This is a genomic window from Neisseriaceae bacterium CLB008, from assembly GCA_041228285.1.
In the GTDB taxonomy this organism is placed as follows: domain Bacteria; phylum Pseudomonadota; class Gammaproteobacteria; order Burkholderiales; family Neisseriaceae; genus JAGNPU01.
Window position 1 is genome coordinate 1,012,499 of the sequence record CP166133.1, and the last position, 23,197, is coordinate 1,035,695.

Sequence of the window (23,197 nt, forward strand, 5' to 3'; positions counted from 1 at the left end):
AAGATAAACGTATGTTGGTAAAAAGTGGATCAGTGATGAAAAGAACAATGTTATTGGCTCTCATGTTGGGTGTGAGCAACTTCATGACCAGCCTCGCCGTGGCTGCAGTGTCAGAAAATAGTTTTATGTTTGTTGAGAACCAGGTAGATAATGAATATTGGGTTGCGCCTAGAAAGCTAGATCCTCGGTTTTCTGGCGCCAACGTGTTTACCAAATATCCATCGAGGCAGGATAGCTTAGGCTATATGCAGCAATCTTTAAACGGTATGACAACGGCGCAATATCTGGATTTATGGTTAGAGAACTCTCCTATAAATGCCCCTTTTGTGGGTAATCGATGTCGAAATGGTTCTACTAATTGTCCTAGTTCAGGGGTCTGGGTTGCCGATCATATTAATAGTAAGGGCGCTTTTAAAATCAGACAAACCAGCACCGTGGGTGAGAGTGGTAATACGCGGGCGATTTGGTCAGATAATTTTTATGAGTACTTAAGGGGGTTAAGCATCAATGCCCCTGTGACGCTGCAATATAATGCTTGTCGTACGCGTAATGAATATAACCCTAGCCTTGGGCAAACATGTGCCTCTGTAGGGGGGACGGTTCGAGAGGATCAGTTTACGATCTCTAAAACGACACACGTTAATTTAGAATCAACTAATGCCTTGCAAGAACTTTTTATTGACAGTAATGGTAATCCAACTATTGGCCTTGGTTCTCAACTCTGCACCGTTGGTATGGTGAGTAATGTGAATGGTGCTATTTGTAAGTTGGTCAGCTATAAGTTGACTGGCAATGAGATTATTCCTCAAGTTGATATGTACATGAAAGTAAATCCTATTATTGGTTTTACACCTTCGGCATCGAGTATCAGAATTAGTGGTGGCCAAAGTGGTGATGCCTGGTATAACTACAGTACCACAACAACAGATGCCAGAAATATTATCAAGCCTGGCGGCGATGGGGTGTATGTTTTCTTCTCTAATGTATTTTTGAAAGACCTTATTACTCGAGGGGTGGATTTAACCAACAGTAAGGACTTTTTTACATTTAGCTTTGACAGTAGTGTTAACCCTCAATCGGGGTTCTATGAGTTTTCGCCATCGAATACCATTTTACTTCGGCCTCGTGACTATGGCATCAGTATTGTGGATAAGGATTTGGTTCTTAACCCAACCCGTACTGGTAAAGTAGGCAATACAGAACCACCAATTGAATTTGAATACATCGTCAGCACCAGCGGCCCACGTCAGGCCAATGAAATTACGGCTCAGGTGACCGGCCCCGTTCACCGTTCGAATAGGGGGGTGAACTACTGCCTGTTTTCATCGCCTGACAATAAGATTCAAGTGCCTTTTTCAGCATTCTTAAGCTATGTAGACGCCACAGGCCGAACCATTAAGGAGCGCAATAGCTGCGGTGATGAGCCAATGGACATCTTACCTGCACGTTGGGAAGAAACGCCTTGGAGTAATGCACCGCAAGAGGGTAGCTTTTTTAGAACTCATTTAAAGCTGACCTTTCCGATGAATGAAAGCAGTTCCCTGTTTAGTCTTTCCGGTGAAGATTGGATTGGTGTGGTTAGGGCGCAAGGTGAGGTGAGGGTAAAAGCCATTTGGCGCGGCAACGATGTATTACCTTAATAACCTAAAGCCTGAGCGTCTGACGCGAAAAAGCTGTTGATGGTGAAGGAAATGACATGATGAAAACTTGGCTCGGGCGCTTAATGCTGATGGTTTTAGGCTCATATAGTAGCCTAGCCCAAGCACTGTACGTGAGCGATGATGTATTTGTGGTTGAAGCGGATAAACCTTATTTATCCCGTCAGTTTTATAACGACAGTAAATCAACCAATATGTACTTGATCAATATGTATCAAATTGATCGCCCAGGTAAAACAGAGACGGCCAGACCCATCCCCGACGGGGAAGTGATGTATAGCCCGTTACAAATGTTGGTGAATGCTGGTCAATTTGAGTATTTTAAGATTTTTTATCGCGGCCCCAGTGATGACCAAGAACGCTATTATCGGATGGTAATCCGTGAGGTGCCGTTGAGCGCCATTAAGGACGAGGCTGCGGTTAAGGATTCTATGGTGTCCACCATTGTGGCATTGGATACTTATGCCGTGGTCCGGCCTAGGCAGCAAAAATTTGAGTACGCTTATGATGAGCATGCCGGTACCTTAAAAAACACCGGTAATACTTTTTTTCGAGTATTGATTAACCGTGGCTGCCAAGCAGATGACGATGATCAAGCAGTTATATTTGATTTATTACCCAATGACTCTATACAGCATGAGCTTTTACGAGGACAAAATCAAAAATATATTGTTATTTTTGGGAATTTTAAACATTTAGGCACTCAGTGTTTTAGTGATTCTTGATTTTGAAAGAACTCTTTACTTCTTTTGAATTTTAATCTGATCTTTAAAAGCCAGGCTTTGCATCCGTAAAGATGCAAAGCCTGGCTTTTTTTGATTGTAATTTAAATTTAAATCTAAATCTAAATCTAAATCTAAATCTAAATCTAAATCTAAATCTAAATCGCAACAGCATTAAATGCTTATATTTATAATAAATGTAATGATCCAGAGAATAGCTGCACATGATGTTGTGTATTTAATTATTAAGGAGTCATTATGAACAACGAACCAGAAATCCAACGTTGGGCCGCCAAATATAAAGCTGAACTCGTCAAAGACATCATCAAGGGAAAGACCAACAACCGAGGCCGCACGTACTTATGACCTCACGCCAGCAGAAGTAGAACGTTGGGTCGATGATGGCATGCAAGGCATGGAAAATGCCCTTAAGGCTAATTCTAAAGACATTACTGAACTGTATGAAAAGAAACTGGATAAAATGCATGCCGCCTATGGCGAAGCAATGCTACAGATTCGATTCTTAAAAGAGTTACGGAGCCATCTCAACCACGCCGAAGATTAATCCACACATCTATCCACGAGATGGCCTCTGAAGGCTTTAAGGTGACGGTTTCGCAAGTCTGTCTATGGTCTGGCTTACCCAGACGTAGTTTCTACTACGAAAAGGTCAAGAAGCAGCCTAACATCAATCAGTGGCTGGCTGCGAGAATCAAGCAGACCATTGAGGCATTGCCTTATGTCGGCTATCGTACTGTTGCCTTCTTGTTGGGTGAAAATAAGAATACAGTACAGCGGATCATGAAGCTAAAATACTGGCAGTATCGGCAGCGCCAAATAGGCTTTAGAACTAGAGTGCCCAGCAGCGTATCTGAGGCATTCACGCCTAATGAACGCTGGTCAACCGACATTGCTCGAGTTTGGTGTGGTGACCAGCATCGTTGGGCAGCCTTAACCTTGGTTTTTCTGTTATTTCCAATTATTTTTCTTTGAGTATTAAAGTATTTTTTAATTTAGCCAGGATCTGGCGTTTCTGCGAAGCAGAACAAAAATCCGCTTTAGCGGTGTTTTGCCGGCAATAGCCTATCCTGCGTTTAGTTAAAATATATAGTTTTATAAGGGAATTTACGTTTTTCAAAAAGAAACGACTTTGCAAAATAAATATGGTTATATTTAGGAATATATAGGTTATATTTAAGAATAATATAGAATATATTTGGAAGTTTATGTATTATATGGCTATCTGTTAGAATCTTATAGAATATGGGTGATTTATGGGCGATCTAGAGGAATTTATGAAGAATAACAAGCCGGATGGCCGAACTTCTAAATTAGAGCCATTTATACAAGAAATAAAGGTTTTAAAAAAGAATGGATATACGGAAAAAACAATACTGAAATTCTTAGCTGAGGTTAAAGGTGTCGTGGTATCTCAACCGGCTTTAAATAAGTTTATTCGGAATAACTTGAAAAATATGGAAATTCCACCCGAGATAAAGCATGTAGAGAAGCTGCCAAATGAACAGGTAAAAGAAGATGCATTAAATGAAAAGCTTGGGGCTGTAATTATACCTTCCGGCCGATTTGATTGGCAGGCGGAAGTTAACCCAACAGATTATCTTTAAAGTAATTTAGGCAGCACAAAATAAAGATAGCTTTCAATGTAGATTTGAAATCACATGGAAAGCTATCTTTTTAATAACTGTGGGCAGACAATTAAGTTGAGAAACGGACAAAATAGTTGTAAACCAAGAGTTGCGTATTCCACTTTAGGTGGCCGCCCATTCCAATGTTTCTCGTGCAGTGTGCTGATTTAATCTGGACAGCTCAACACCTATTGTTATCAGCCTGTCTGGTACTTCTGGTTACGGCCATAAACGGATCTTCCTGACTGACCTGCAGTATCACCAAAAGCGGACTGTGGGGACGACAAATTTTTTTATATCATACGTATATTTAATATATCTATTTACATCAATTTGACTTCGACTTTCAAGGCTGCTTTCTGAAAGATTGCCCTACGCTGGGGCCATTGCATAGGGCCTGCTCGAACTTAATTCTATACAACGTCGCATCGAGCGCTCAGGCCGTGCAGGGCCAAATCACTCAAGGCTTTGGCGGGTGCGGCACAGCCTTTCGCGATGATGTGGACTTTCATGTCTCGCACTTGCGCAGACAGCGCGGTATGGGTCACACAGTGCTGAGTCATCATGCCGGTGAGATAAAGGTCGGTGATGCCAGCGTCGCGGACAATTTGCTCCAAATTGGTTTTGAAAAAGCTGTCGGCTTCACTTTTTACAACGATGGGCGCATCACCCAATGCGGCCGCAATGGTGCTGTGGATTTTCACGCCTTCGGTGTCGGGCTTGAAAAAGGAGGCATCGGAAGAATTAACGTGCTGCACGCCAACAACCAGCCAGCCATCGCGCTTCGCTTGCTCAATGGCCTCAATGGCACCTTTGCAAGCTTCGTCGGCATTTTCCAGTGTAAATACTCCGCCAGTAAAGTAATCATTCTGGATATCGATAACGATAAGTGCTTTTTTCATTGGATTTCCTTTTTGTAGGGTTAGAGAAGCTGCCTAAATATTTAGGCAGCTTTATTTCATCAGAACTTCATGGACTCGCCATCCTCAGGAATCATCACCCGATCCTGAATTTTTGTCTCTTGCACAAATTCACGCAATTCCTTACGGCTGAGCGACATGTGGTTCACGGAATCCATATGCACGGCCACGATTGTTGCATCGGGTGCGGCCTTTGTGGCTTGTAGTGCGTCCTGTTTTCCCATGATGATGGGATGTTTTTCAAAACCATTCATGATCGCGCTCCCAGTGTTGAGGATCACCACGTCTGGCTTGTACTGCTCCAGCGCCTGATCCACTTCCGGACGCCACACGGTGTCACCAGCGACGTAGACCGTTTTGGCCTGAGGAGCTGAAAACACGACGCCCATGACCGGGCCCATCGCCTCAGAACGTGCGGGGTCTGCAAACCACAAATCACTGCCATGCTGGCCGCCGGTCTTGCTCAGCTTTACACCCATAAATGTGGTGGAGCCTTCGAGTACGCGTACATCTTTGAAGCCTTGACTACGAATCATAGTTGCATCGGCTTCGTTCTGCGTGAACACAGGCAGGCTCTTGGGAATTGTTTTTTGAGCGGCCTCATCCCAATGGTCGGTATGGGTGTGGGTCACGATCACCGCCTCCACGCTGTTGAGCACATCATTCGCTGAAAAAGGTAGGTCTACCAAAGGATTTCTCAGTTCGCTGCGGTAAGTACCTGGAAACCCTGGCCATTCCCCTTTAGCCGACAACATAGGATCTATTAAAAAAGTGGTACCAGAAAAGTCGAGCTTAACCGTTGCGTTACGGATCAGCTGTACCTCGACCGAGGTATCAGTGGCCGTTTCAGGGGCCGACCAAGCGGGAACCGCGAAGACTCCAAGTGACAGCGAGACTATCAAGGGAGTAAAGGCTTTTATCGAGTACATACATCACCACCAGAGTTAAGTTTAAAGAAGCGTTGATTGTAGTACTGCAAATTTTTTTGTAAAATAGGCCTACAAGTCAATTTTCGAAAGGTTTGGGCCACTTCGCTCTTTAACGCCATGTCAAAGCCACTTCCCCTTGTCACTCTCGTTACCTACCCATACTTCAGTCCGTTTCACTTTAGCGTGCCTTACTTGATTTTCAGCACTCCTTTGCCTGAGCACGCGCTGTTCGACCTGAAGATCGTCACACCAGAAGGCACAGCACTGCCTGCCGAGCGGGCATTGCTTGTGCAACCCGATGGCGGGCTGGAGTTGCTTGCGCAGGCGGACATCGTAGTGATTCCCGGTTGGCATGATTTGGACGAAAGCCCTGAAACAAAGCTAATGGTCGCCTTACGCCAAGCACGCCAGCGAGGAGCGCATATAGTGGGTTTATGCTACGGCGCGTATGCACTGGCCTATGCCGGTTTGCTTGATGGCAAACGCGCTTCCACACACTGGATGGCGGAGCAAGATTTCAAGCTTCGCTTTCCGCAAGTGCAGCTAGACATGAATGCGCTGTATGTCGATGATAACGGCCTGATCACCTCTGCCGGCACAGGGGCTAGCCTGGACTGTTGTCTTTACATTGTGCGCAAGTTCTACGGCCAAAAAACGGCGAACAAAATAGCGCGGATGATGGTCGTACCGCCTCACCGAGAAGGTGGACAAGCTCAATTTATCGAGCAGCCTGTCGCCCAGTCAACGCAAGACGCCAGGATCAATCCGCTGTTGGACTATTTGCGGGAGCATCTGAACCAAGCTCACTCCGTCGATACGCTGGCACAACGCGCCGCCATGAGCCGGCGCACGTTCACGCGCCACTTTAGCAAGGCGACCGGCATGTCCTTCAAAGACTGGTTAATCAACGAACGCCTGCAACGTACACGAGAGCTACTGGAAGGCACCTCTTTGCCTGTGGAAACCATCTCTGACTTGGTTGGATTTCAAACCCCTACCTCGCTACGCCAGCATTTCAAACGCAGAAACCAAGTAAGTCCCAGCGAGTGGAGAAAAACCTTCGGATGCGGCTGAACAGCGTTCGCTTTGAGTCGGAAGCGGCCGTCCATGTAATGACCCAGCTGTTTCTGCACAACTTAAGCTGCTAAAGCATACGCTTCAGCAGGGGTTTTCATCTTTAAAGCCTGATGCGGTCACTCATGGTTATAGAATTGAAACCAGCGGTCCAAGGCTAGCCTGGCAGCACTGAGTGATTTAAACAATAGCAAACAAAAAGAAATTTTTAAATTTAATAAGTTGTGGTCGTAATTTTTAATTTTTGGATGTCTACTTTGTGCCCTTTATCCCATTTAATAGCATATGGTTCTAAATTATCTATTTTCATAGAACCTTTTGGTGGTACTCCTAAAATCTCTGTATTTGTCACGGCATAATGATCGCCATCGGGTTCATTTATAGGAGCGGTAATAAAAATACGGATAGTTTTATTTGTTTTATTTACTACCCTACCCGTATAACGAATACCGTACCCACCGACAAACTCTTCTACCGTTAGTTTTAAATTTTGTATTTCGTATTGTCCGGTTGATCTGTTGCCAACATTATAGGTTTTATTACCTAAAGATCCACCTCCTCCTAAAGCGCTATTGACTTGGCCTAATGTAGAGTTAATACCGTCTAGAGTAGTGTTCAATTCAGCGCATCCGCTAAGCGCCCCCACGCATATTAGCCCTGTGATTAGTTTTTTCATAACAAAAATTTTATCCTAGTATTATTTAAAATGTTTTTATCATAGCGCTAGAATGCTTCTGAGGCAAACAGGCTTGTTACTAATGATGTGGTGTCGATTTGTTAAAATAAAATAACTAAGTGCATAGCACCTTATATGTATGAATAAGTAACCTCTGATTGTTATCTCTGTATAGCGAGTCATAAGCGAGGACAATCTAATGCCCCCCTGTAGTACGGAGTAAATTGTTCAATATGTACAAACTAATGATTTAATTGTAAATTAGGGATAAGGTTGTACACTGTTGAATTAATGATTCACTTTGATAAAAGTAAGGAAAATATAACAAATCCTTAGGATTGGCTGTAGAGGACGTAAAAAATCGCCTATATAGGCGATATATGAGTGTTTTACTGATGATTTACTCAGAATGAGTACAGAGTAGGCGCAAGAGTGCCTTTGCAGGCTATTTGAATTTACTGAGCAGAATGTCCCTGGCGCGCTGAGGGCCATTTACAGAGCCTGTAGTAGACTCTGAAGCCAGCTTCACACGCTCGGCGTGCACTTGCTTCAAAATGTCTTCTAGGCTCTCATTAGGGCCGCTTGCAGCCTTCTTGTCATCAAGGGGGTAAAAGCCTTTCCAGCCATTTTTAATTGTGGCCGCCATTCGTTGTTTTATATCCTGATCAAGATTTTTAATCTTTTTTAATTCTTCAAGGTGCTGGCGCTTGCTGTGGTGTGATAGCTTTTTGCCTTTAGCCGCTCGAGTATTTAGAAACTCATGCCATAGCTGTAGATCTACCCAATTAGGTAACCGAAAGCCCTCACGATCTATGACTTGTGTGATGTTTGGATCTGGCATGGGAATGCCTTTAACCTGGCAGATAAGCTGGGTTAGTTTATTGGTATTAATTTTGTAATGCATTTTAGCGAACACACCGGCTCGCTTGTAATCTAATATACCTAGGTTCATTAAGAATTTACGGGCTTTTTCATAACCACGGCGGGTAAGGCCAATGTCTCGTTTGAGTTCACTGGCAGTTTTGTAAAACCACCCATCACGTTTTTCAGCCGTAGGCGTACCCGCCCAATAGAAGAATTCGCTAAGCATTGCGGTCGACTGTGGGTCAAACTGACATATTTGCTGAAGCTCGCGATAGACTACATGCCTGGTCTCGAGTAGCTCTCTTAATAGTGAAATCTGCATCGGTTATGATTTATTTCTTATATGCATTAGAAATGGCTTCAATGGAAACTTGATTTTTTGTGAGCTTAGAAATTTGTAACGCAGTTGCTAAAGGGGCTTTTTTACGACCATTAGCAATATTGGAAATCCAAGAATGATGTTTTTGGAGTTCATTTGAGAGGGTTGTTACTCGACCACGTTCCAGATCAAGCCATTGACGTAATGTTAAGTTTTTCATTGTGAAGGTACTCATTTTTAAGTTTTTTAGAAGTAGAATTCCACATGTTACCCATAGCTAACAACTAGGTCAAATAAAACAAACCGTAAGTTTCCCATAGCTAAACGGGATGGATGGATAATAGATGGCATGAAAACATTATCTGATAGAATTCGGTATCGTCTTGATGCATTAGGAAAAACCCAAGCTGACTTAGCTAAATATTGTAAGGTCAGAAGACCATCTGTATCTAAATGGCTGAGTGGAAGCACTAAAACATTACAAGGTCAAAATTTACTAAGGGCCGCAGAGTTCTTGGAGTGTGACCCAGATTGGCTAGCTGATGGAAAAGGGTTTTGGTCAAAGCATCAAAATAAAATGCTGGAAGATGTGAAGAGTCAAGATAAGACATCCTTTCAGATTGATGCGTTTGATGAGTCGACCTTGTCTGATTTAATAATTAATACATCAGATATTGAGGCTACCATATCTCATATTGAATACACCGAAGCCCAGTATAAGAAAATATTTGCAGCTAAGAGTAGGAAAATTATAAGAATTACTAACTTAAAAGCAGATAATATGGAGGGAACTCTATCTCCAGGTGATTTAGTTTTTGTTGATGTATCTATTAATAAATATGATGGTGACGGTATCTACTTGTTTGTTTTCAGTAATCATCTTCATTTAAAAAGGCTTCAGATGGTAGGTACTAATCTATTGGTTATTTCTGATAATAGGCAGTATCGGAGCTGGGAAATAGGGCTTAAGGATAAGGCGAATTTTATAGTAGTAGGCAAAGTTTTATTGGGGCAATCTCAGATATTTCAAAGGTTTTAATCGGATTACAATGCCAGGCAAATGCCTGGTATTTTTATTGCACCTTAAATTAACAAATATTAACTACAGTTTAAACAAAGAACACCTGCATGAAACAAAAGTAAGCCACAAGAAACATTTTACTTGCTTTTATTGTTACCTATGGCTAACATACGGGTGTTCTTTAACAATTCAGCCCGAATAACTCCGATCTTGGGATTTACCAAGAGGCGCATCAGTGATGGTGCGTGTCGGTAACAAGGGGAAACAGCATGGTAAGCAACATGCGGCGCGACGCCTTGATAGTCGCGTTACCACATAGAGAATGGCCCTTAGTTTCAGGCAAAAACCTGTTACGGGGAATCAAGGCCGCTGAACTGCGAAATGGATTTGTCTTAACGACAAGCCGGCGTGGCGGTAAAAGTAACGGCAGTACGATTGTGGGCTAAAAGGAAGGCAGCGCCAAGAGGACACCCCGTGTGTAGAGAGGGTTTTAACCGCCCTCTTGATATTGCCTAGTCGGTTCGACTCCGACGCCCACAACCAGCCCTAAATAGGCTGCAATCAGGTTTGTTGACATTAAGACTGTTGAATTGAAGTGTTTAAAAAATAGTGGTCTAAACCCTATTATTTTTTATTCATTTTTCAACCGAAAAACATAATATGATATTTAAGTTATAATGTTTTTTTAATATCTTAAAGGGAGCGTTAATATGAATGCTCGACTGTCATGGGTCGCTTATGTGAAATTGGCTTTAGTGGGTTTTTTTGCAAGTATGCTGTTAACCGCAGCTGTATTGTTCGTCCTAGTAAAGGTTGCTCCTGGTATCGCCCAGTATGAATACATACAACCAATTATTTTAGCTATTTCGTTTCTTATTGTTATTGGTATTTGTAGTAATGCTCGCCATGCTCAATTGTATACAGATCATGAAGGCGTTTGGTTTTATAGTGGGCTGTTCCCTTGGAATAGAGGCAACAGAGGTGTACTTTGGTCTAACTTTGACCAGGCGCTCTATAAAACTGGCATGCTTAATTGGCTGTGCAACTCACATACTATCTATCTTAAAAGTAAATATGGGGATGTGATCGTGATTAAAGACATCTGGGGCGGACGTAAAGCCATTGACCAGATTAACCAACGTCGAATGTTCTAAAATTTAACTTATATGTAGCCGCTTCTCTAAGCGGCTTTTTTTATGTCTATTGAAGGAGTACGAAAATGATTAATCAAACTCAGCCACAGTCTTTTAAAACGCCGGCAAGCACAAATCAGTGGATTGATGAGCTGATCCGCAAAAATAAAAGCGTCAGCGTAAATGTAATGCTGACCGATCAGGGTTATCTGTTAACCCCGGTGGTAGAAAAACCGAAGCCACCCATTTTTAAACGTTTATTTTCAGGACGTAAAAAAGCCGCTCAAAGAAGCGGCCTTTTTAATGCTTGAATGTGGGTTCATTGCATAAGCCGTTACAGCGGCTTGGCATCAATTATTAATCAACCTAAGAGGTAAGTCAAATGAAGCACACGATCCTTGCACTCTTGATGGCGGTGGGGCTTGCGCCGGTGGCTCAAGCAGAAGAGCTAACCGGTGACGTAAAACTCGCTTGTGAGGCGATTCTATGCCTCTCAACAGGTAGCCGGCCCAGCGAGTGTAGCCCAAGCATCAAGAAGTATTTCAGTTACACCAATGTGAAGTTTTATAAAGTCCTCGATTGGCGTAAAGGCTTTCTAGGGCTATGTCCGGCATCAAGTGATCCAGGCATGCCTGAGCTTGTTAATGCTATTGCTAATGGCGCAGGGCGCTGTGATGCAGCAGAGCTTAACCGGCTTAACCGTAAAACTATTACCTATCAGGTTTGGCGTCGTCACAAAGACATGGGTGATGGCTATGTAAGCCGCAGCCTGGTGACTTACGGAAACAATGTGCCTAGCTATTGTGCTGCCTATAGTGGGCATGAATGGACTGACGGTGTGCTGAAGGCCAAGTATCAAGGTAATTTGTGGCCATATCCTGATGGATATAAGTTTCCCCGTAAAGGCGCAGCATCAATCCCAAAAAATGATGGACGTTGGGTGGATAACTAAAAGAGATGGAATGGGCTAACCAGGTGGATACAGGGGTTAGCCTATTTTCATAAGGAGGTGTTAAATGAAATTATTTTTGGATATTCTTTGTAGAATACTTATCGTCAGTCTAGTTGTGGTAATGGATTACCATTTTATTAAAAATTATCTTGAACGCTATCAGAAACTAGTACCTTGGCAAGTCATCGTTGGATTTGTCCCTGTAGCTATTATTATTTTGTTGCCTTGGGAGCGCCTTATCAAAAAGTGAAAAAAATAATAACCTAAAAAAGTGAGGGCAATGTAATGAGTATTTCCGAACTATTTAGTATGGCAATTAATTTTTATGATAAATACTATTGGCATGCGGCATTGGCTTGCTGGGTGATCCTTGGCTTGATGGCCTGGAGCCGAAGTAGAGGCAAAGAGAAATAAAAAAGCCAGCTTGATTAAAAGTTGGCTTTTTTATTTTCACATAATAGAAAGGTGTTCTATGAAAGAAGTACATTTTATCGCTCAAGGCAAAGGCGGCGTAGGTAAGTCATTTATTGCAAGCCTCATTGCCCAGTATTTAAAGCAGCAAGGTGAGGCACAAGTTCACTGCTTTGATACTGACCCAGTTAACCCAACATTTAGCCGATACAAGGCCTTAGACGTTGAAGTGGTTAAGATTCTTACAGCCAATAACAATATTGACTCACGTAACTTTGACGGTCTGATTGAAAAACTTGTTGAGTTGGATGGCATCGGCGTGATTGATAATGGTGCGGCAACCTTTGTACCGTTGATGTCTTACCTGGCTGAAAACGGGGTGCCTGAGCTTCTAAGTGAGGCAGGTGTTCGCATGGTGGTACATGTGCCCATGCAAGGCGGCCGGGCATTTAATGATTGTCTCACCGGCTTGGTACAGACATTATCCGGTATCCAGGCTGAAATCTTTGTTTGGTTAAATGACTATAACGGTATCGTATTGGATGGTCAGCGTTTTCAATCCATCAAGCTGTACAAAGATAACGCCAGCCGCTTCAGTGGGGTGGTTCGAATAGCTAGCCGTAACCCTGATACCTTTGGCAAGGACATCCAGACAATGACGTCATTGAATTTAACATTCGAAGAGGTCATGACTTCATCAGAGTTTACCTTGATGCCCCGTCAGCGCTTAAAGACCTTTAAGCGTGATATCTTTGAACAGCTTGATAAGCAAGCGATATTCGCCAAGGGTGATGCCAATGAGTGAAGAGGTGCAGGTCATCATTACTGATGTTTTTAAAGATACCGGTGTCAGGCTTAGTCCTGATGATCCGATAGTAGCGGTTCTGCTGGCGCAGAGCCGCTTTTTTAATAAAGCCTTGGCTGAGGGGGCTGAGAAGAATGACCTTTTTTTAAGTATGCTTCAGGCTGAAAAGACCGACATTCTAAAGGCTGTAGCTGAGTTGAAGGCGTATCGGACTCAAGTCTTAACCGAGTTGGTTCAAGAGAATAAGCATTCGATAGAGGAACTGACAGATCAGGTATACGTTGGGGTGAGAACTAAGCTAGATCAGAGCCTCAAGATGAAGCAAGTAAGGCTTTATCCTTGGCTACTACTGCTTGTAATGGCTGTTTTAGTCATTATTGTGATTGCAAACCAATTCTGGACATGACTATGCTCATTGACCAAAAGACATCGGTAACCATTAAAAAGGTTAGCCGCTCGAGTTTGGGTGACGAGGCCTATCCTTGTTATCAGTTAGCTGCAATAAATGAATCAGGCGATTACCGTCTGATTTTTTGTTGTACTGCTGAAAGCTACCTTTTATTGAGCCCTAAGATTAAGCGCTATAAGGCAGTTAATCTTTTAAGACAGTACATGGAGACTGCTCAGTATCCAGTCTTTGAAGCCTGAAGGAGGTGTTACATGAAAACCTATACAGTTCAAGAGGCCGCTTTGGTCTGTAAGTGTCACGCTGAAACCATTCGTATTCACATAAGAGAAGGCCGGCTAAAGGCAAGCAAGCCTGGTCGTAGTTATTGTATTAAGGAAGAAGATCTTGAAGGATTGCTTGAATATTTGCATAATCAATTGGTGCAAGCATCACTTCAGAAAAGGAGTGAGCAACAATGCCAATCATTAAGCGCAATGGAATATGGTATTTGGACATTAGAGCGGCAAGCGGTAAAAGAATTAGACGATCTACTGGTACCGAAGACAAGCAAAAAGCCCAGGAGCTACATGACAAGTTAAAGCATGAGTTATGGCGCAAAGACCATTTGGATGAAAAGCCTAATGTTTTGTGGGATACGGCAGCACTACGTTGGTTAAAGGAAATGGATCACAAGAAGAGTATCCGAGATGATTTAACCAAGGTCAGGAAGCTTGAGAGCTTTCGAGGGCTTTGTCTTAAGGACTTATCCAAACAATTTATTTTGTCTGAAATTGATAAGTTGGATGTGTCTAAAAGTACGAAAAATCGTTATCTGGCGTTTATTCGTTCAGTGTTGAATAAATGCGTTGACGAGTGGGAGTGGCTGGAAAGCGCGCCTAAGCTTAAGTTGTATAAAGAGGCAAAAAAGCGGGTGAGGTGGCTACATCCACATGAGGTACAACGACTGTTAAAAGTCTTGCCAGATTATATGGCAGATTTGGTGGTTTTTAGTTTATGTACTGGGCTGCGAAAAAGTAATGTGCTAGAGCTATCCTGGAGCCAGATTGATCTTCAGCGTCGTGTTGCATGGTATTACGCTGATGAAACTAAGTCTGGTGCTGCATTGGGTGTTGCACTTAATGATGTGGCTATGGCGGTCTTGGATAAGCAGATGGGCAAGCATCCTATTCGGGTGTTTGTTAACACTAAGGGTCGCCCAGTTAGTGGTGTGAGTAGTCGCATTTGGAAGAATGCCTTAATAGAGGCCGGTATACAGAATTTCCGGTGGCATGACTTGAGGCACACCTGGGCCAGTTGGTTAGTACAAAAGGGAGTGCCCATTTACGCCTTGCAGGAGATGGGTGGTTGGGAGTCGATTGCGATGGTGCAGCGTTATGCGCATCTGGCGCCAGAGCATTTACATCAGCACGCAGATCAGATCGCTAATATATTGAGTCCAGAAGATGGACACAAATTGGGCACACCAAGAAAAGGGGCTAGACATGAAAATAGCCTAGACGATTGTCTAGGCTATTTAAATTTGGTGCCGGTACCAAGAGTCGAACTCGGGACCTTCTGATTACAAGTCAGCTGCTCTACCAACTGAGCTACACCGGCGATGGAGACGAATTATGTCGAAAAACCGCCTTCTTGGCAAGCCTTTTGTGCAAAATAATTCCAAAAAAGTATAAGTCGCTGCTTTTACACTTAATTTAAAACCCCGGTTTTCTCGCTGTGGCTCGATCTTGATCGAATAAGGGCTGGCGCGGGGTTTGCTATGGCTTGGTCTTTCCTGAAAAAAAGCCCTTTAGCTGTCAATAATGTTGATTAAGGCCTGTTTTAAGGCCAGTCGCTGCTTGGCGTCGTCGAGGCCGTCGCCTTTGATTAAGAAGCTGTCTTCGGCGCGAGCGTCGAGGGTGCTGATCTTGGCGTGCCAGATGCTGACGTTGAACTGGCTCAGCACGTGGGCGATGCCGGCGAGTAGGCCGACCTTATCGCCGGTGATCACGTCGAGGGTGTAGGCATTAGGCGTGTCCTCGGGGGTGAAGGTGATGCGTGGGGCGATGGGGAAGTGCCTAGCGCGGCGGCTGGGGCTCTTTAGGGTCATATTGTAGATCGGGCATAGTTCGCCGCGAATAAACGCTTGTAGGGCCTCTATGAGCGTCGCCTCGATGTAGGCCATGGTTTCGGCTTCGTTTTCATAGGGCGTGTGCAGGATGAAGCTGTCGAGGGCGTAGTCGTTGGCGGTGGTGAAGACTTTAGCGGCCAGAATCGGCAGCTGCTGCTGGGTGAAAATGAGGCACAGCTGGGCAAACAGCTTGGGCTGAGTGGGCATGTACACCATCACCTGTATGGCCTCTTGCTCGGGCAGGCGGCGGATGGCGACCTGGCTTTGGTCGAGTTTGCCGGCGAGAAGAGAAGTGTGCCATTCGATCTCTTTACTACGGTGGCGGGCGAAATAGGCTTCGCCTAGCGCTTGCCACAGGGCGCGCTGCTGCTTGAGGGTCACGTCTTGCTGCATGAGGTTGAATAAGGCTTTTTGCTGGCGGCTGTGGTTGAGGTCTTGCTCTGACTGCTGATCGCCATTGAAGTGTTTGATGGCGGCTTGGAATAGGCCTTGCAGTAGGCTGGCTTTCCAGTTGTTCCAAATTTTGGGGTTGGTGCCGCGGATGTCGGCCACGGTCAGTAGGTAGAGCGCGACTAGCCGTTCTTTGTTCTGCACGCGGTCGCAAAAGCGCTGGATGACTTCTGGGTTTTGGATGTCTTCTTTTTGGGCGGTGATGGACATCACCAAATGGTCTTCCACCAGCCAGGTTAATAGCTGGGTTTCGTCTGCGCTGAGGAAGTGGTCTTCTGCGAAGGTTTGGGCATCGGCAATGCCGAGCTGGGCGTGGTCGCCGCCGCGGCCTTTGGCGATGTCATGGAAAAAGGCGGCTAAGTACAGCACATGCTTTTTGTCGAAGTGCTGCATCAGGTCGGAGGCAAACGGCAGCTCGTGGCTGTGGGCGTCGATGGCGAGGCGGCGCATATTGCGCACCACCATTAAGATGTGTTCGTCGACAGGGTAAACGTGAAACAGGTCGTGCTGCATGTGGCCGACGATTTTACCGAAGGCGGGCAGATAGCGGCCTAATAGGCCGTATAGGTTTAAGGCGCGTAAAAGGTGGGTAAGGCCGCGGCCGTTTTTAAAAAACTGCACGAACTGGCGGCGGTTTTCGGGGTTGTCGTAAAAGGCCTGATCGATGTTGAGGCTGGCCAGCCAGACGGCGCGTAGGGCGCGTGGGGCGATGCCGGTGAGTTCGGGATTGGTTTGCACGAGGTTAAATAGGGCAAAGATGGTTTCGGGCTGTTTTTTGAATACGCCGAGGTCTTTGGCGCCCACCAAGGTGCCCACCTGGTAAAAATGTTCGGAGAGGTCTTTGGTGATGCGCGGCCACGGCTGGTAGACGCGGCTGACCAAGGTGGGCTTGAGGATGCCGTTGAGCTGCTTGACGACTTTGGTGGCACGAAAAAACTGCTTCATCAGCTTTTCGCTTTTGATTTGCTGCTCGTCGTCTTGATAGCCCATGGCGTCGGCGATTTTGGTTTGCAGATCAAAAATGATGCGCTCTTCTGGGCGGCCGGCGCTGAGGTGGAGCTGGATGCGGATCTTGGCCAGCTGCTTGTGGGCAAAAGTAAGGAGCCGCGCTTCGGTCCAAGACAGCAGCTTGGAATGAACCAGGCTGCTGAAGTGGGGCTTGAGCCCTTGCGCCTTGGCCAGCCACAGGATGACGTGCAGATCGCGCAGGCCGCCGGGGGCGGTTTTGATATTGGGCTCGAGCAAGCTGCCAGAGGCTTGCGAGGTGATCTGGCGCTGCTCCTGCTCTAGGAGCTTACTTTCAATGAAGTTGACCACGTTGCGCTGGTTGGTGATTTGGGTCAGCAGCGCCTCGGCGAGGGGCTTGCTGCCGCACAGAAAGCGGCCTTCTAGAAAGGCGGTGTCGCTGGTGAGGTCTGCTTCGGCGCTTTGCGCCAGCTGGGCGAGGGAGCCGACCTTAATTGCCGGCATCAGGCCCATGTCCCACAAGACTTGGACGAATTGGGCAACCTGAGCCTGCTCGGTCTCGTTCAGCGGCGCAGGGGCGACGATGGCAAGGTCGAGGTCGGACTGGGGGTAGGTTTCAGCGCGGCCAAAGCCGCCGATGGCGATTAGGGCCAGCTGTGCTTGCTGAAACAGTGGTTGCCATAACCCCCACAACAATTGCTCGAGGCTGTGCGTGTGGGCCTGTAAGAACACCAGAGGCTGCTGGGTGCGTTCGTATTGGGCAATCAGTTTGGCCTTTTGCTGCTGGAAGGCTTGGGCCGGGGCTTGGGCAAAGTCGGGGAGCATCATGGGGTTAACCTTTGCTGTGGAGGGCTTGCAGCGCCTTGAGGCGGGCGGCGGCAATACGCTCGGGAATGAGGCTTTTGTCGGGGCAGGCTTGGGCAATGGCGCCTGCGTCTACGGCCAGGATGGCGTCAACGTAGCTTGTCCATTGGGCGCGCTGCGGATAGGGTTGTTGTTCTAGGCCGAGGCGGCCTTGGGCGTCGGCTTGGCACACGGCCAGCATGGCTTTAAAGCGCTCGGGGCGGCGAACGACGTCGCAGCGCATGAGTAAGGTCAGCACGGTTTTGGCTTTGAGCTCGTTGACGCTGTGAATCAAGATGTGTTCGCGCACCGTCATTTGTGCTAATTCATAACAGTCGTTGGGCACGCGTAGGCGTTTGGCCAGCTCGGCCAGTGGTGCTAGGCCGCCGTGGTCGTGACCGTGGTGGCGCGGCAGGATGTGGGCCGGCGTTTTGGCCTTGCCTAAGTCGTGGGTCAGGGCGGCGAAGCGCTGCGGTAGGTCTAGGCCTTGCTGCACGGCCTGCTGCAACACCATCATGGTGTGGATGCCGGTATCGACTTCAGGATGATAATCGGCGCGCTGCGGCACGCCCCAAAGGGCGTCGACTTCGGGCATGAGTACGGCGAGGGCACCGCATTGGCGCAGGGTCTCAAAAAACAGTTCGGGCTTAGGCTCCATCAAGGCTTTGGCCAGTTCTTGCCACACTCGCTCAGCCACGAGGGCGTTGACTTCGCCGCTGTGCACCATGGCCTGCATTAAGGCTTGCGTTTCTGGGGCGACGCTGAAGCCGTAGCGGGCGGCAAAGCGGGCGATGCGCAGGATGCGCACGGGGTCTTCGACAAAGGCGTCGCTGACGTGGCGTAACAGGCCTTGTTGCAGATCTGCCTGGCCGCCATAGGGGTCGATGAGGCTGCCGTCTTGAGCCTGTGCCATGGCGTTGATGGTGAGGTCGCGTCGGGCGAGGTCTTCTTCCAGGGTGACGCTGGGGTCGGCATGGACGGTAAAGCCGGTGTAGCCGGCGCTGGTTTTGCGCTCGGTGCGGGCGAGGGCGTACTCCTCGTGGGTTTTCGGGTGTAGAAAGACGGGAAAGTCTTTACCCACGGGTAAATAGCCTTGCGTGAGCATGTCGTTTACGCTGGCGCCGACCACAACCCAGTCGCGATCGAATACCTTGCGGTTGAGGAGCTGGTCGCGTACGGCGCCACCGACCAAATAGATGTCCATGAAAAGCCTTGCGGTTAGGTTATGTGATTGGGTTTATTTTGACACAGAGCAAGGGGGATGGGTAGGGGGCGGTGTTTGTAGGGTGGGTCGTGACCCACGCGGTTTTGTGTTTGGGTTTTTCTGAAGGGCTGAGATGGTGGGTAGGCTGCGCTTTACCCACCCTACGCGAGCTGTTGTGCGGTGTTTGGTGGGGTGGGTCGAGACCCACGCGGTTTTTATGCTGGGGCTACATCAGCTGTGGAAATACGTTTTTAATGCCATTAACGATGATCTCGATCGACACGGCGGCGAGGATGAGGCCCATGACGCGGCCGATGATGTTGATGCCGGTTTTGCCCAGCAGGCTGCGTAGCGGCGTGGCGGAGACCATGGCTAAGTAGCAGACTAGGGCGGCGATGATGCCGGCCAGACACAGCTGGGCCATTTCCCAAAAGCCGTTGGCGGTGGAAGAATAAATGATGACGGTGGAGATGGCGCCGGGGCCGAACAAGAGCGGGATGGCCATGGGCACGACGGAGATGTTCTCTTTGTCCTTGGCTTCTTTGTGCTCTTCTTTGGTGGCTTCGGTGGTGTTAGAAGATTTGGGGTTCATCATGCCGATGGCGATGAGGAGCACCAAAATACCGCCGCCAATTTGGAACGAGCCAATGCTGATGTTTAACACCTTGAGTAGGCCATTGCCAAAGAGGGCGAAGATCAAAATGCCAACGGCGACGGCGATGGCCGCTACTTTGGCGATGGCTCGGCGCTCTTCGGCGCTGTTGTCGGCGGTAAGGTTTAAAAACAGCGGAATGGCGCCCAGAGGATTCATGAGCACGATTAATGCCACCAGAATTTTGATGATTTCCAAACTCATAGACGCCGCCTTTCGTATCCGGTTAGTGTGATAAGCGTTGGTTACCAATGCCCATTAATAGGCCGATGATCACGGTGATGGATAGGGTTGATGTACCGCCGTAGCTCATTAAGGGTAAGGGTACACCCACAACGGGTAAAATACCACTCACCATGCCCATATTCACAAAGGCGTAGCAGAAGAAGGTCATGGTTAGGGCGCTGGCCAGCAGTTTGCCGTAGAGCGTGGGGGCTTTGGCGGCGATCACTAAGCCACGTCCGAGAATGACCAAATAGGCGATTAACAACAAAATGTTGCCAATTAAGCCGAATTCTTCGCTGTACACCGCAAAAATAAAGTCGGTGGTGCGTTCGGGGATGTAGCTTAAATGGGTTTGGGTGCCGTTGAGCCAGCCCTTGCCAAACACGCCGCCCGAGCCAATGGCGATGGTGGACTGGATGATGTGGTAGCCGGCGCCGAGCGAATCCTTAGTAGGGTCTAGTAAGGTCAGCACGCGGGTTTTTTGATAGCTGTGCATGCCGTATAGCCAGACCAAAGGCAGGGCGAAAATGGCGGATACCACGGCGGCAATGATGACCTTCCACGGTAGGCCAGCAAAGAAAATCACAAAAATACCGGCCGACATGATGAGCATGGCGGTGCCTAGGTCGGGCTGCTTCAAAATTAAGGCGCCCGGTACCATGATGATGAGTAAGGCCACCAGATAATGGCGCCAATTAAGCTCCAGTTCTTTACGCTGGAAGTACCACGCCACCATCATGGGCACGCCGATTTTCATGATTTCTGAGGGCTGAATACGGGCGATGCCGAGGTTCAGCCAGCGGGTGGAGCCGTTGACGGTGATGCCGAATAGCTCTACCCCCACCAGCAATACGACGCCGATGGCGTACAGCGGCAGGGCAAAGTTACTTAAAAACTGTGGCCGCGTTTTGGCCAGCACCCACATGACGATGAAGCCCATCACGGTGTGGATGCCCTTATTGGCGATTTGGCCAAAGGTTTGGCCGTCGGCCGAAAACAGCAGGAAAAAACTGACGATTAAAATGATCACCACGCTGCTCATTAACCACCAGTCGAAGGGCGCCACGAAGCTGTGCCAAAAGCGTTGCCAAGGGGCGTGATGGGTGCGGTCGTTCATGGCGTTTCCTTCTTCGGTGCGGCGGTGCTGGTCGGGCTGGTGTTCACGGGCGTGCTGCCCGCTGGGGCAGGGCTAATGGTATTCGGTGTGCTCGGGCCTCTTAGCGCTTGAAAGGCCTGCGCTACGGATTGGCCTGACTTGGTTGGGCCTACCGGCACGTCTTCGGCCAAAGATGTCATCAGCGGCGTCGGTACCGGCGCGGCATCGTATTGGCTAGACAGCATGTAGAAGTCTGTCAGGGCGCGTACGATGGGCGCTGCGGCGCGGGCGCCAAAACCGCCGTTTTCCACGATGACGGCAATGGCGATGCGCGGCGTATTGGCCGGCGCAAAAGCGATGAACCAAGAGTGGTCGCGGTGAATTTCGGCCAGAGCGCTGGCGTTATAGCGCGCGCCTTGCTTAATCTGCACCACTTGGGCGGTACCGGTTTTGCCGCCCATTTCGTATTGCAAGCCTGCGCCAATGCGTCGACCGGTACCGGCCTTCATCACGTTGACCATGGCGTTGCGCACGTATTCAAAGTTGTTCTGCTTATAGGGCAGAATCTTTGACGGTGTGGCTTCGATCACGGTTCTTTGATTGGTTTTGCTGTCCAAAATCGACTGCACCAAATGTGGTTTAAAGGCTTTACCGCCGTTGGCCAAAATGGCTGTGGCGTTGGCCATTTGCAGTGGGGTATAGGCGTTATAGCCCTGACCAATACTGATGTTTACCGTGTCGGCCGAGGTCCAGTTGCGGACGCTGGGCTTAGACTTGGCAAAGCGTTCTTCTTTCCATTCTTTCGAAGGCAAAATACCGCGCGACTCGTTGTGGATGTCAATGCCGGTGTATTGGCCTAGGCCAAATTCGGCCAAGTAGGGGTGGATCTTGTCGATGCCCATCTCAAAGCCAAGCTTGTAAAAGAAGGTATCAGAAGACACGGTGATGGCTTTGGATAGGTTGGCTGAACCGTGGCCGCTGCGTACCGAGTCGCGGAACTGGTGGGTTGAGCCCGGGAGGCTGTAGCTGCCTGGTGCGGCGCGCACTTCGGTTTGGCTGACCGAGCCACTTTCAAGTGCAGCCATGGCAAAGAAGGGCTTAAACGTTGAGCCAGGTGGGTAGAGGCCGCGGATGGCGCGGTTAATCATCGGCTTATTGGGGTTTTCGTTCAGGCCTTTCCAGCTTTCGGTGTCGATGCCATCGATGAAGAGGTTGGGGTCGAACGAGGGCTTAGACACCAAGGCTAAGACGCCGCCGGTTTGTGGGTCGATGGCGACGATGGCGCCGCGGCGATCGCCAAGAAGGTCGTCGGCTTTTTTCTGTAGCTTGATGTCGAGCGACAGCTGCAGCATATTGCCGCTTTCTGGGGCGGTGGTGCGTAACACGCGCACTACTTGGCCAAAGGCGTCTTTTTCGACTTCTTCAAAGCCAGGCACGCCGTGGAGGTCGGCTTCGTAGAATTCTTCTAGGCCAATTTTACCGATGTGGGTCGAGCCGCGGTACAGCGCCAGCTTGTCTTCTTCGATCAGGCGGTCTTGGTCTTTTTGGCTGATGCGGCCAATATAGCCTAAAACATGGGCAGTGAGGTCGGCGTAAGGGTATTCGCGGAAGGAGCGAGCGTTGATCTCCACCCCTTGGAAGCGGTAAAGATGCGGCGCCAAGCGATCGGCCTCAAGCTGAGTGAGCTTCAGCTTCAGGGGGATGTTGTCGAAAGAGCGTGAATCGGCGCGAAATTTTTGAAAACGCTTCATGTCGGCGTTGGTGATGTCAACGTAGGGCCGCAGCGCTTCAATGGTTTCGTCGATCTTGCCCGGCAGCTGATTGGGGATCAGTTCGAGGCTATAGGCCGCGTAGTTGCGCGCCAACACTACGCCGTTGCGATCGACGATGAGGCCGCGGGTTGGAGCGGTGGGAATCAAAGAAATACGGTTGTTTTGGGCGCGGGTACTGTAGTCGTCGTATTTGACCACTTGCAGATAAAAAAAGCGCACGCCGAGGGTGATGAACAGCATCACAATCAGCGCAAACGCCAGCATCAAACGAATGATGAACTGACGTTCGCCTTTATTGCCTTGCTTGGCCGATTTTTTGGTGTGGTGGCGAGGCGTGTGCATG

Annotated in this window: 25 protein-coding genes and 1 tRNA gene; 15 read left to right on the forward strand and 11 right to left on the reverse strand. The window is 47.9% G+C overall.

Annotation, left to right across the window (positions count from 1 at the left end):
• Positions 1 to 11: 11 nt before the first annotated feature.
• The 5 genes from AB8Q18_04560 (at position 12) to AB8Q18_04580 (ending at position 4,005) form a co-directional block, all read left to right on the forward strand.
• Positions 12 to 1,640: a hypothetical protein gene (locus AB8Q18_04560; protein XDZ52327.1), complete on the forward strand. Its 1,629-nt coding sequence runs from the start codon at positions 12 to 14 to the stop codon at positions 1,638 to 1,640.
• Between the two features lie 56 nt (positions 1,641 to 1,696).
• Positions 1,697 to 2,383 (forward strand): hypothetical protein, encoded by a 687-nt coding sequence (locus AB8Q18_04565; GenBank protein ID XDZ52328.1) that lies wholly within the window; start codon positions 1,697 to 1,699, stop codon positions 2,381 to 2,383.
• A 412-nt stretch (positions 2,384 to 2,795) separates the two neighbouring features.
• Positions 2,796 to 2,945, forward strand: coding sequence for a hypothetical protein (locus AB8Q18_04570; GenBank protein ID XDZ52329.1), 150 nt, complete (start codon positions 2,796 to 2,798; stop codon positions 2,943 to 2,945).
• 41 nt (positions 2,946 to 2,986) lie between these two features.
• Positions 2,987 to 3,373, forward strand: coding sequence for a hypothetical protein (locus tag AB8Q18_04575; protein XDZ52330.1), 387 nt, complete (start codon positions 2,987 to 2,989; stop codon positions 3,371 to 3,373).
• A 281-nt stretch (positions 3,374 to 3,654) separates the two neighbouring features.
• The gene (locus AB8Q18_04580) at positions 3,655 to 4,005 is read left to right on the forward strand and encodes a hypothetical protein (GenBank protein ID XDZ52331.1); all 351 of its coding nucleotides are present in this window, start codon (positions 3,655 to 3,657) and stop codon (positions 4,003 to 4,005) included.
• Positions 4,006 to 4,439: 434 nt separating this feature from the next.
• Here the strand turns inward: AB8Q18_04580 and AB8Q18_04585 are convergent, their stop codons facing one another.
• Both AB8Q18_04585 and AB8Q18_04590 read right to left on the reverse strand, forming a co-directional pair.
• Positions 4,440 to 4,928 carry an isochorismatase family protein gene (locus AB8Q18_04585; protein XDZ52332.1) on the reverse strand — a complete coding sequence of 163 codons (489 nt, stop codon included), beginning with the start codon at positions 4,926 to 4,928 and terminating at the stop codon, positions 4,440 to 4,442.
• Positions 4,929 to 4,987: 59 nt separating this feature from the next.
• On the reverse strand, positions 4,988 to 5,875 hold the full coding sequence (locus AB8Q18_04590; protein ID XDZ52333.1) for an MBL fold metallo-hydrolase: 888 nt from the start codon (positions 5,873 to 5,875) through the stop codon (positions 4,988 to 4,990).
• Positions 5,876 to 6,058: 183 nt separating this feature from the next.
• On the opposite strand from AB8Q18_04590, the gene AB8Q18_04595 reads away from it, so the two are divergent.
• Positions 6,059 to 6,949 (forward strand): GlxA family transcriptional regulator, encoded by an 891-nt coding sequence (locus AB8Q18_04595; GenBank protein ID XDZ52334.1) that lies wholly within the window; start codon positions 6,059 to 6,061, stop codon positions 6,947 to 6,949.
• A gap of 214 nt (positions 6,950 to 7,163) precedes the next feature.
• Here the strand turns inward: AB8Q18_04595 and AB8Q18_04600 are convergent, their stop codons facing one another.
• From AB8Q18_04600 to AB8Q18_04610, 3 genes are all read right to left on the reverse strand, one after another.
• The gene (locus tag AB8Q18_04600; protein ID XDZ52335.1) at positions 7,164 to 7,625 is read right to left on the reverse strand and encodes a hypothetical protein; all 462 of its coding nucleotides are present in this window, start codon (positions 7,623 to 7,625) and stop codon (positions 7,164 to 7,166) included.
• Between the two features lie 445 nt (positions 7,626 to 8,070).
• Positions 8,071 to 8,715 carry a hypothetical protein gene (locus AB8Q18_04605; GenBank protein ID XDZ52336.1) on the reverse strand — a complete coding sequence of 215 codons (645 nt, stop codon included), beginning with the start codon at positions 8,713 to 8,715 and terminating at the stop codon, positions 8,071 to 8,073.
• Positions 8,716 to 8,821: 106 nt separating this feature from the next.
• A complete protein-coding gene (locus AB8Q18_04610; protein ID XDZ52337.1) occupies positions 8,822 to 9,028 on the reverse strand; it encodes a hypothetical protein in 207 nt (68 codons plus the stop codon).
• 129 nt (positions 9,029 to 9,157) lie between these two features.
• Between AB8Q18_04610 and AB8Q18_04615 the strand changes: the two genes are divergently transcribed.
• The 9 genes from AB8Q18_04615 (at position 9,158) to AB8Q18_04655 (ending at position 15,097) form a co-directional block, all read left to right on the forward strand.
• A complete protein-coding gene (locus AB8Q18_04615) occupies positions 9,158 to 9,847 on the forward strand; it encodes a S24 family peptidase (protein XDZ52338.1) in 690 nt (229 codons plus the stop codon).
• Positions 9,848 to 10,539: 692 nt separating this feature from the next.
• On the forward strand, positions 10,540 to 10,983 hold the full coding sequence (locus AB8Q18_04620) for a hypothetical protein (GenBank protein XDZ52339.1): 444 nt from the start codon (positions 10,540 to 10,542) through the stop codon (positions 10,981 to 10,983).
• A 65-nt stretch (positions 10,984 to 11,048) separates the two neighbouring features.
• Entirely contained in the window at positions 11,049 to 11,273 is a 225-nt protein-coding gene (locus AB8Q18_04625) for a hypothetical protein (protein XDZ52340.1), read from the forward strand.
• 71 nt (positions 11,274 to 11,344) lie between these two features.
• Entirely contained in the window at positions 11,345 to 11,914 is a 570-nt protein-coding gene (locus AB8Q18_04630) for a TrbM/KikA/MpfK family conjugal transfer protein (GenBank protein XDZ52341.1), read from the forward strand.
• Positions 11,915 to 11,978: 64 nt separating this feature from the next.
• Positions 11,979 to 12,164, forward strand: a complete 186-nt coding sequence (locus AB8Q18_04635) for a hypothetical protein (protein XDZ52342.1) — start codon at positions 11,979 to 11,981, stop codon at positions 12,162 to 12,164.
• Between the two features lie 222 nt (positions 12,165 to 12,386).
• A complete protein-coding gene (locus AB8Q18_04640; protein ID XDZ52343.1) occupies positions 12,387 to 13,130 on the forward strand; it encodes a conjugal transfer protein TraL in 744 nt (247 codons plus the stop codon).
• Positions 13,123 to 13,536 carry a hypothetical protein gene (locus tag AB8Q18_04645; protein XDZ52344.1) on the forward strand — a complete coding sequence of 138 codons (414 nt, stop codon included), beginning with the start codon at positions 13,123 to 13,125 and terminating at the stop codon, positions 13,534 to 13,536. The genes AB8Q18_04640 and AB8Q18_04645 overlap by 8 nt, the downstream gene beginning before the upstream one ends.
• A gap of 254 nt (positions 13,537 to 13,790) precedes the next feature.
• Positions 13,791 to 14,117 carry an excisionase family DNA-binding protein gene (locus AB8Q18_04650; protein ID XDZ52345.1) on the forward strand — a complete coding sequence of 109 codons (327 nt, stop codon included), beginning with the start codon at positions 13,791 to 13,793 and terminating at the stop codon, positions 14,115 to 14,117.
• Between the two features lie 389 nt (positions 14,118 to 14,506).
• On the forward strand, positions 14,507 to 15,097 hold the full coding sequence (locus AB8Q18_04655) for a site-specific integrase (protein XDZ52901.1): 591 nt from the start codon (positions 14,507 to 14,509) through the stop codon (positions 15,095 to 15,097).
• Here AB8Q18_04655 and AB8Q18_04660 read toward each other — a convergent pair.
• The 6 genes from AB8Q18_04660 to mrdA all read right to left on the reverse strand — a co-directional run bounded on the left by AB8Q18_04660 (position 15,060) and on the right by mrdA (position 23,196).
• Positions 15,060 to 15,135, reverse strand: a tRNA-Thr gene (locus tag AB8Q18_04660). The genes AB8Q18_04655 and AB8Q18_04660 overlap by 38 nt on opposite strands.
• A gap of 190 nt (positions 15,136 to 15,325) precedes the next feature.
• A complete protein-coding gene (gene glnD / locus AB8Q18_04665; GenBank protein ID XDZ52346.1) occupies positions 15,326 to 17,890 on the reverse strand; it encodes a [protein-PII] uridylyltransferase in 2,565 nt (854 codons plus the stop codon).
• A gap of 4 nt (positions 17,891 to 17,894) precedes the next feature.
• The gene (locus AB8Q18_04670; GenBank protein XDZ52347.1) at positions 17,895 to 19,109 is read right to left on the reverse strand and encodes a multifunctional CCA addition/repair protein; all 1,215 of its coding nucleotides are present in this window, start codon (positions 19,107 to 19,109) and stop codon (positions 17,895 to 17,897) included.
• Between the two features lie 226 nt (positions 19,110 to 19,335).
• A complete protein-coding gene (locus tag AB8Q18_04675) occupies positions 19,336 to 19,965 on the reverse strand; it encodes a MarC family protein (protein ID XDZ52348.1) in 630 nt (209 codons plus the stop codon).
• Between the two features lie 22 nt (positions 19,966 to 19,987).
• Positions 19,988 to 21,103 carry a rod shape-determining protein RodA gene (gene rodA / locus AB8Q18_04680; GenBank protein ID XDZ52349.1) on the reverse strand — a complete coding sequence of 372 codons (1,116 nt, stop codon included), beginning with the start codon at positions 21,101 to 21,103 and terminating at the stop codon, positions 19,988 to 19,990.
• On the reverse strand, positions 21,100 to 23,196 hold the full coding sequence (gene mrdA, locus AB8Q18_04685) for a penicillin-binding protein 2 (protein ID XDZ52350.1): 2,097 nt from the start codon (positions 23,194 to 23,196) through the stop codon (positions 21,100 to 21,102). The genes rodA and mrdA overlap by 4 nt, the downstream gene beginning before the upstream one ends.
• Position 23,197 lies beyond the last annotated feature (1 nt).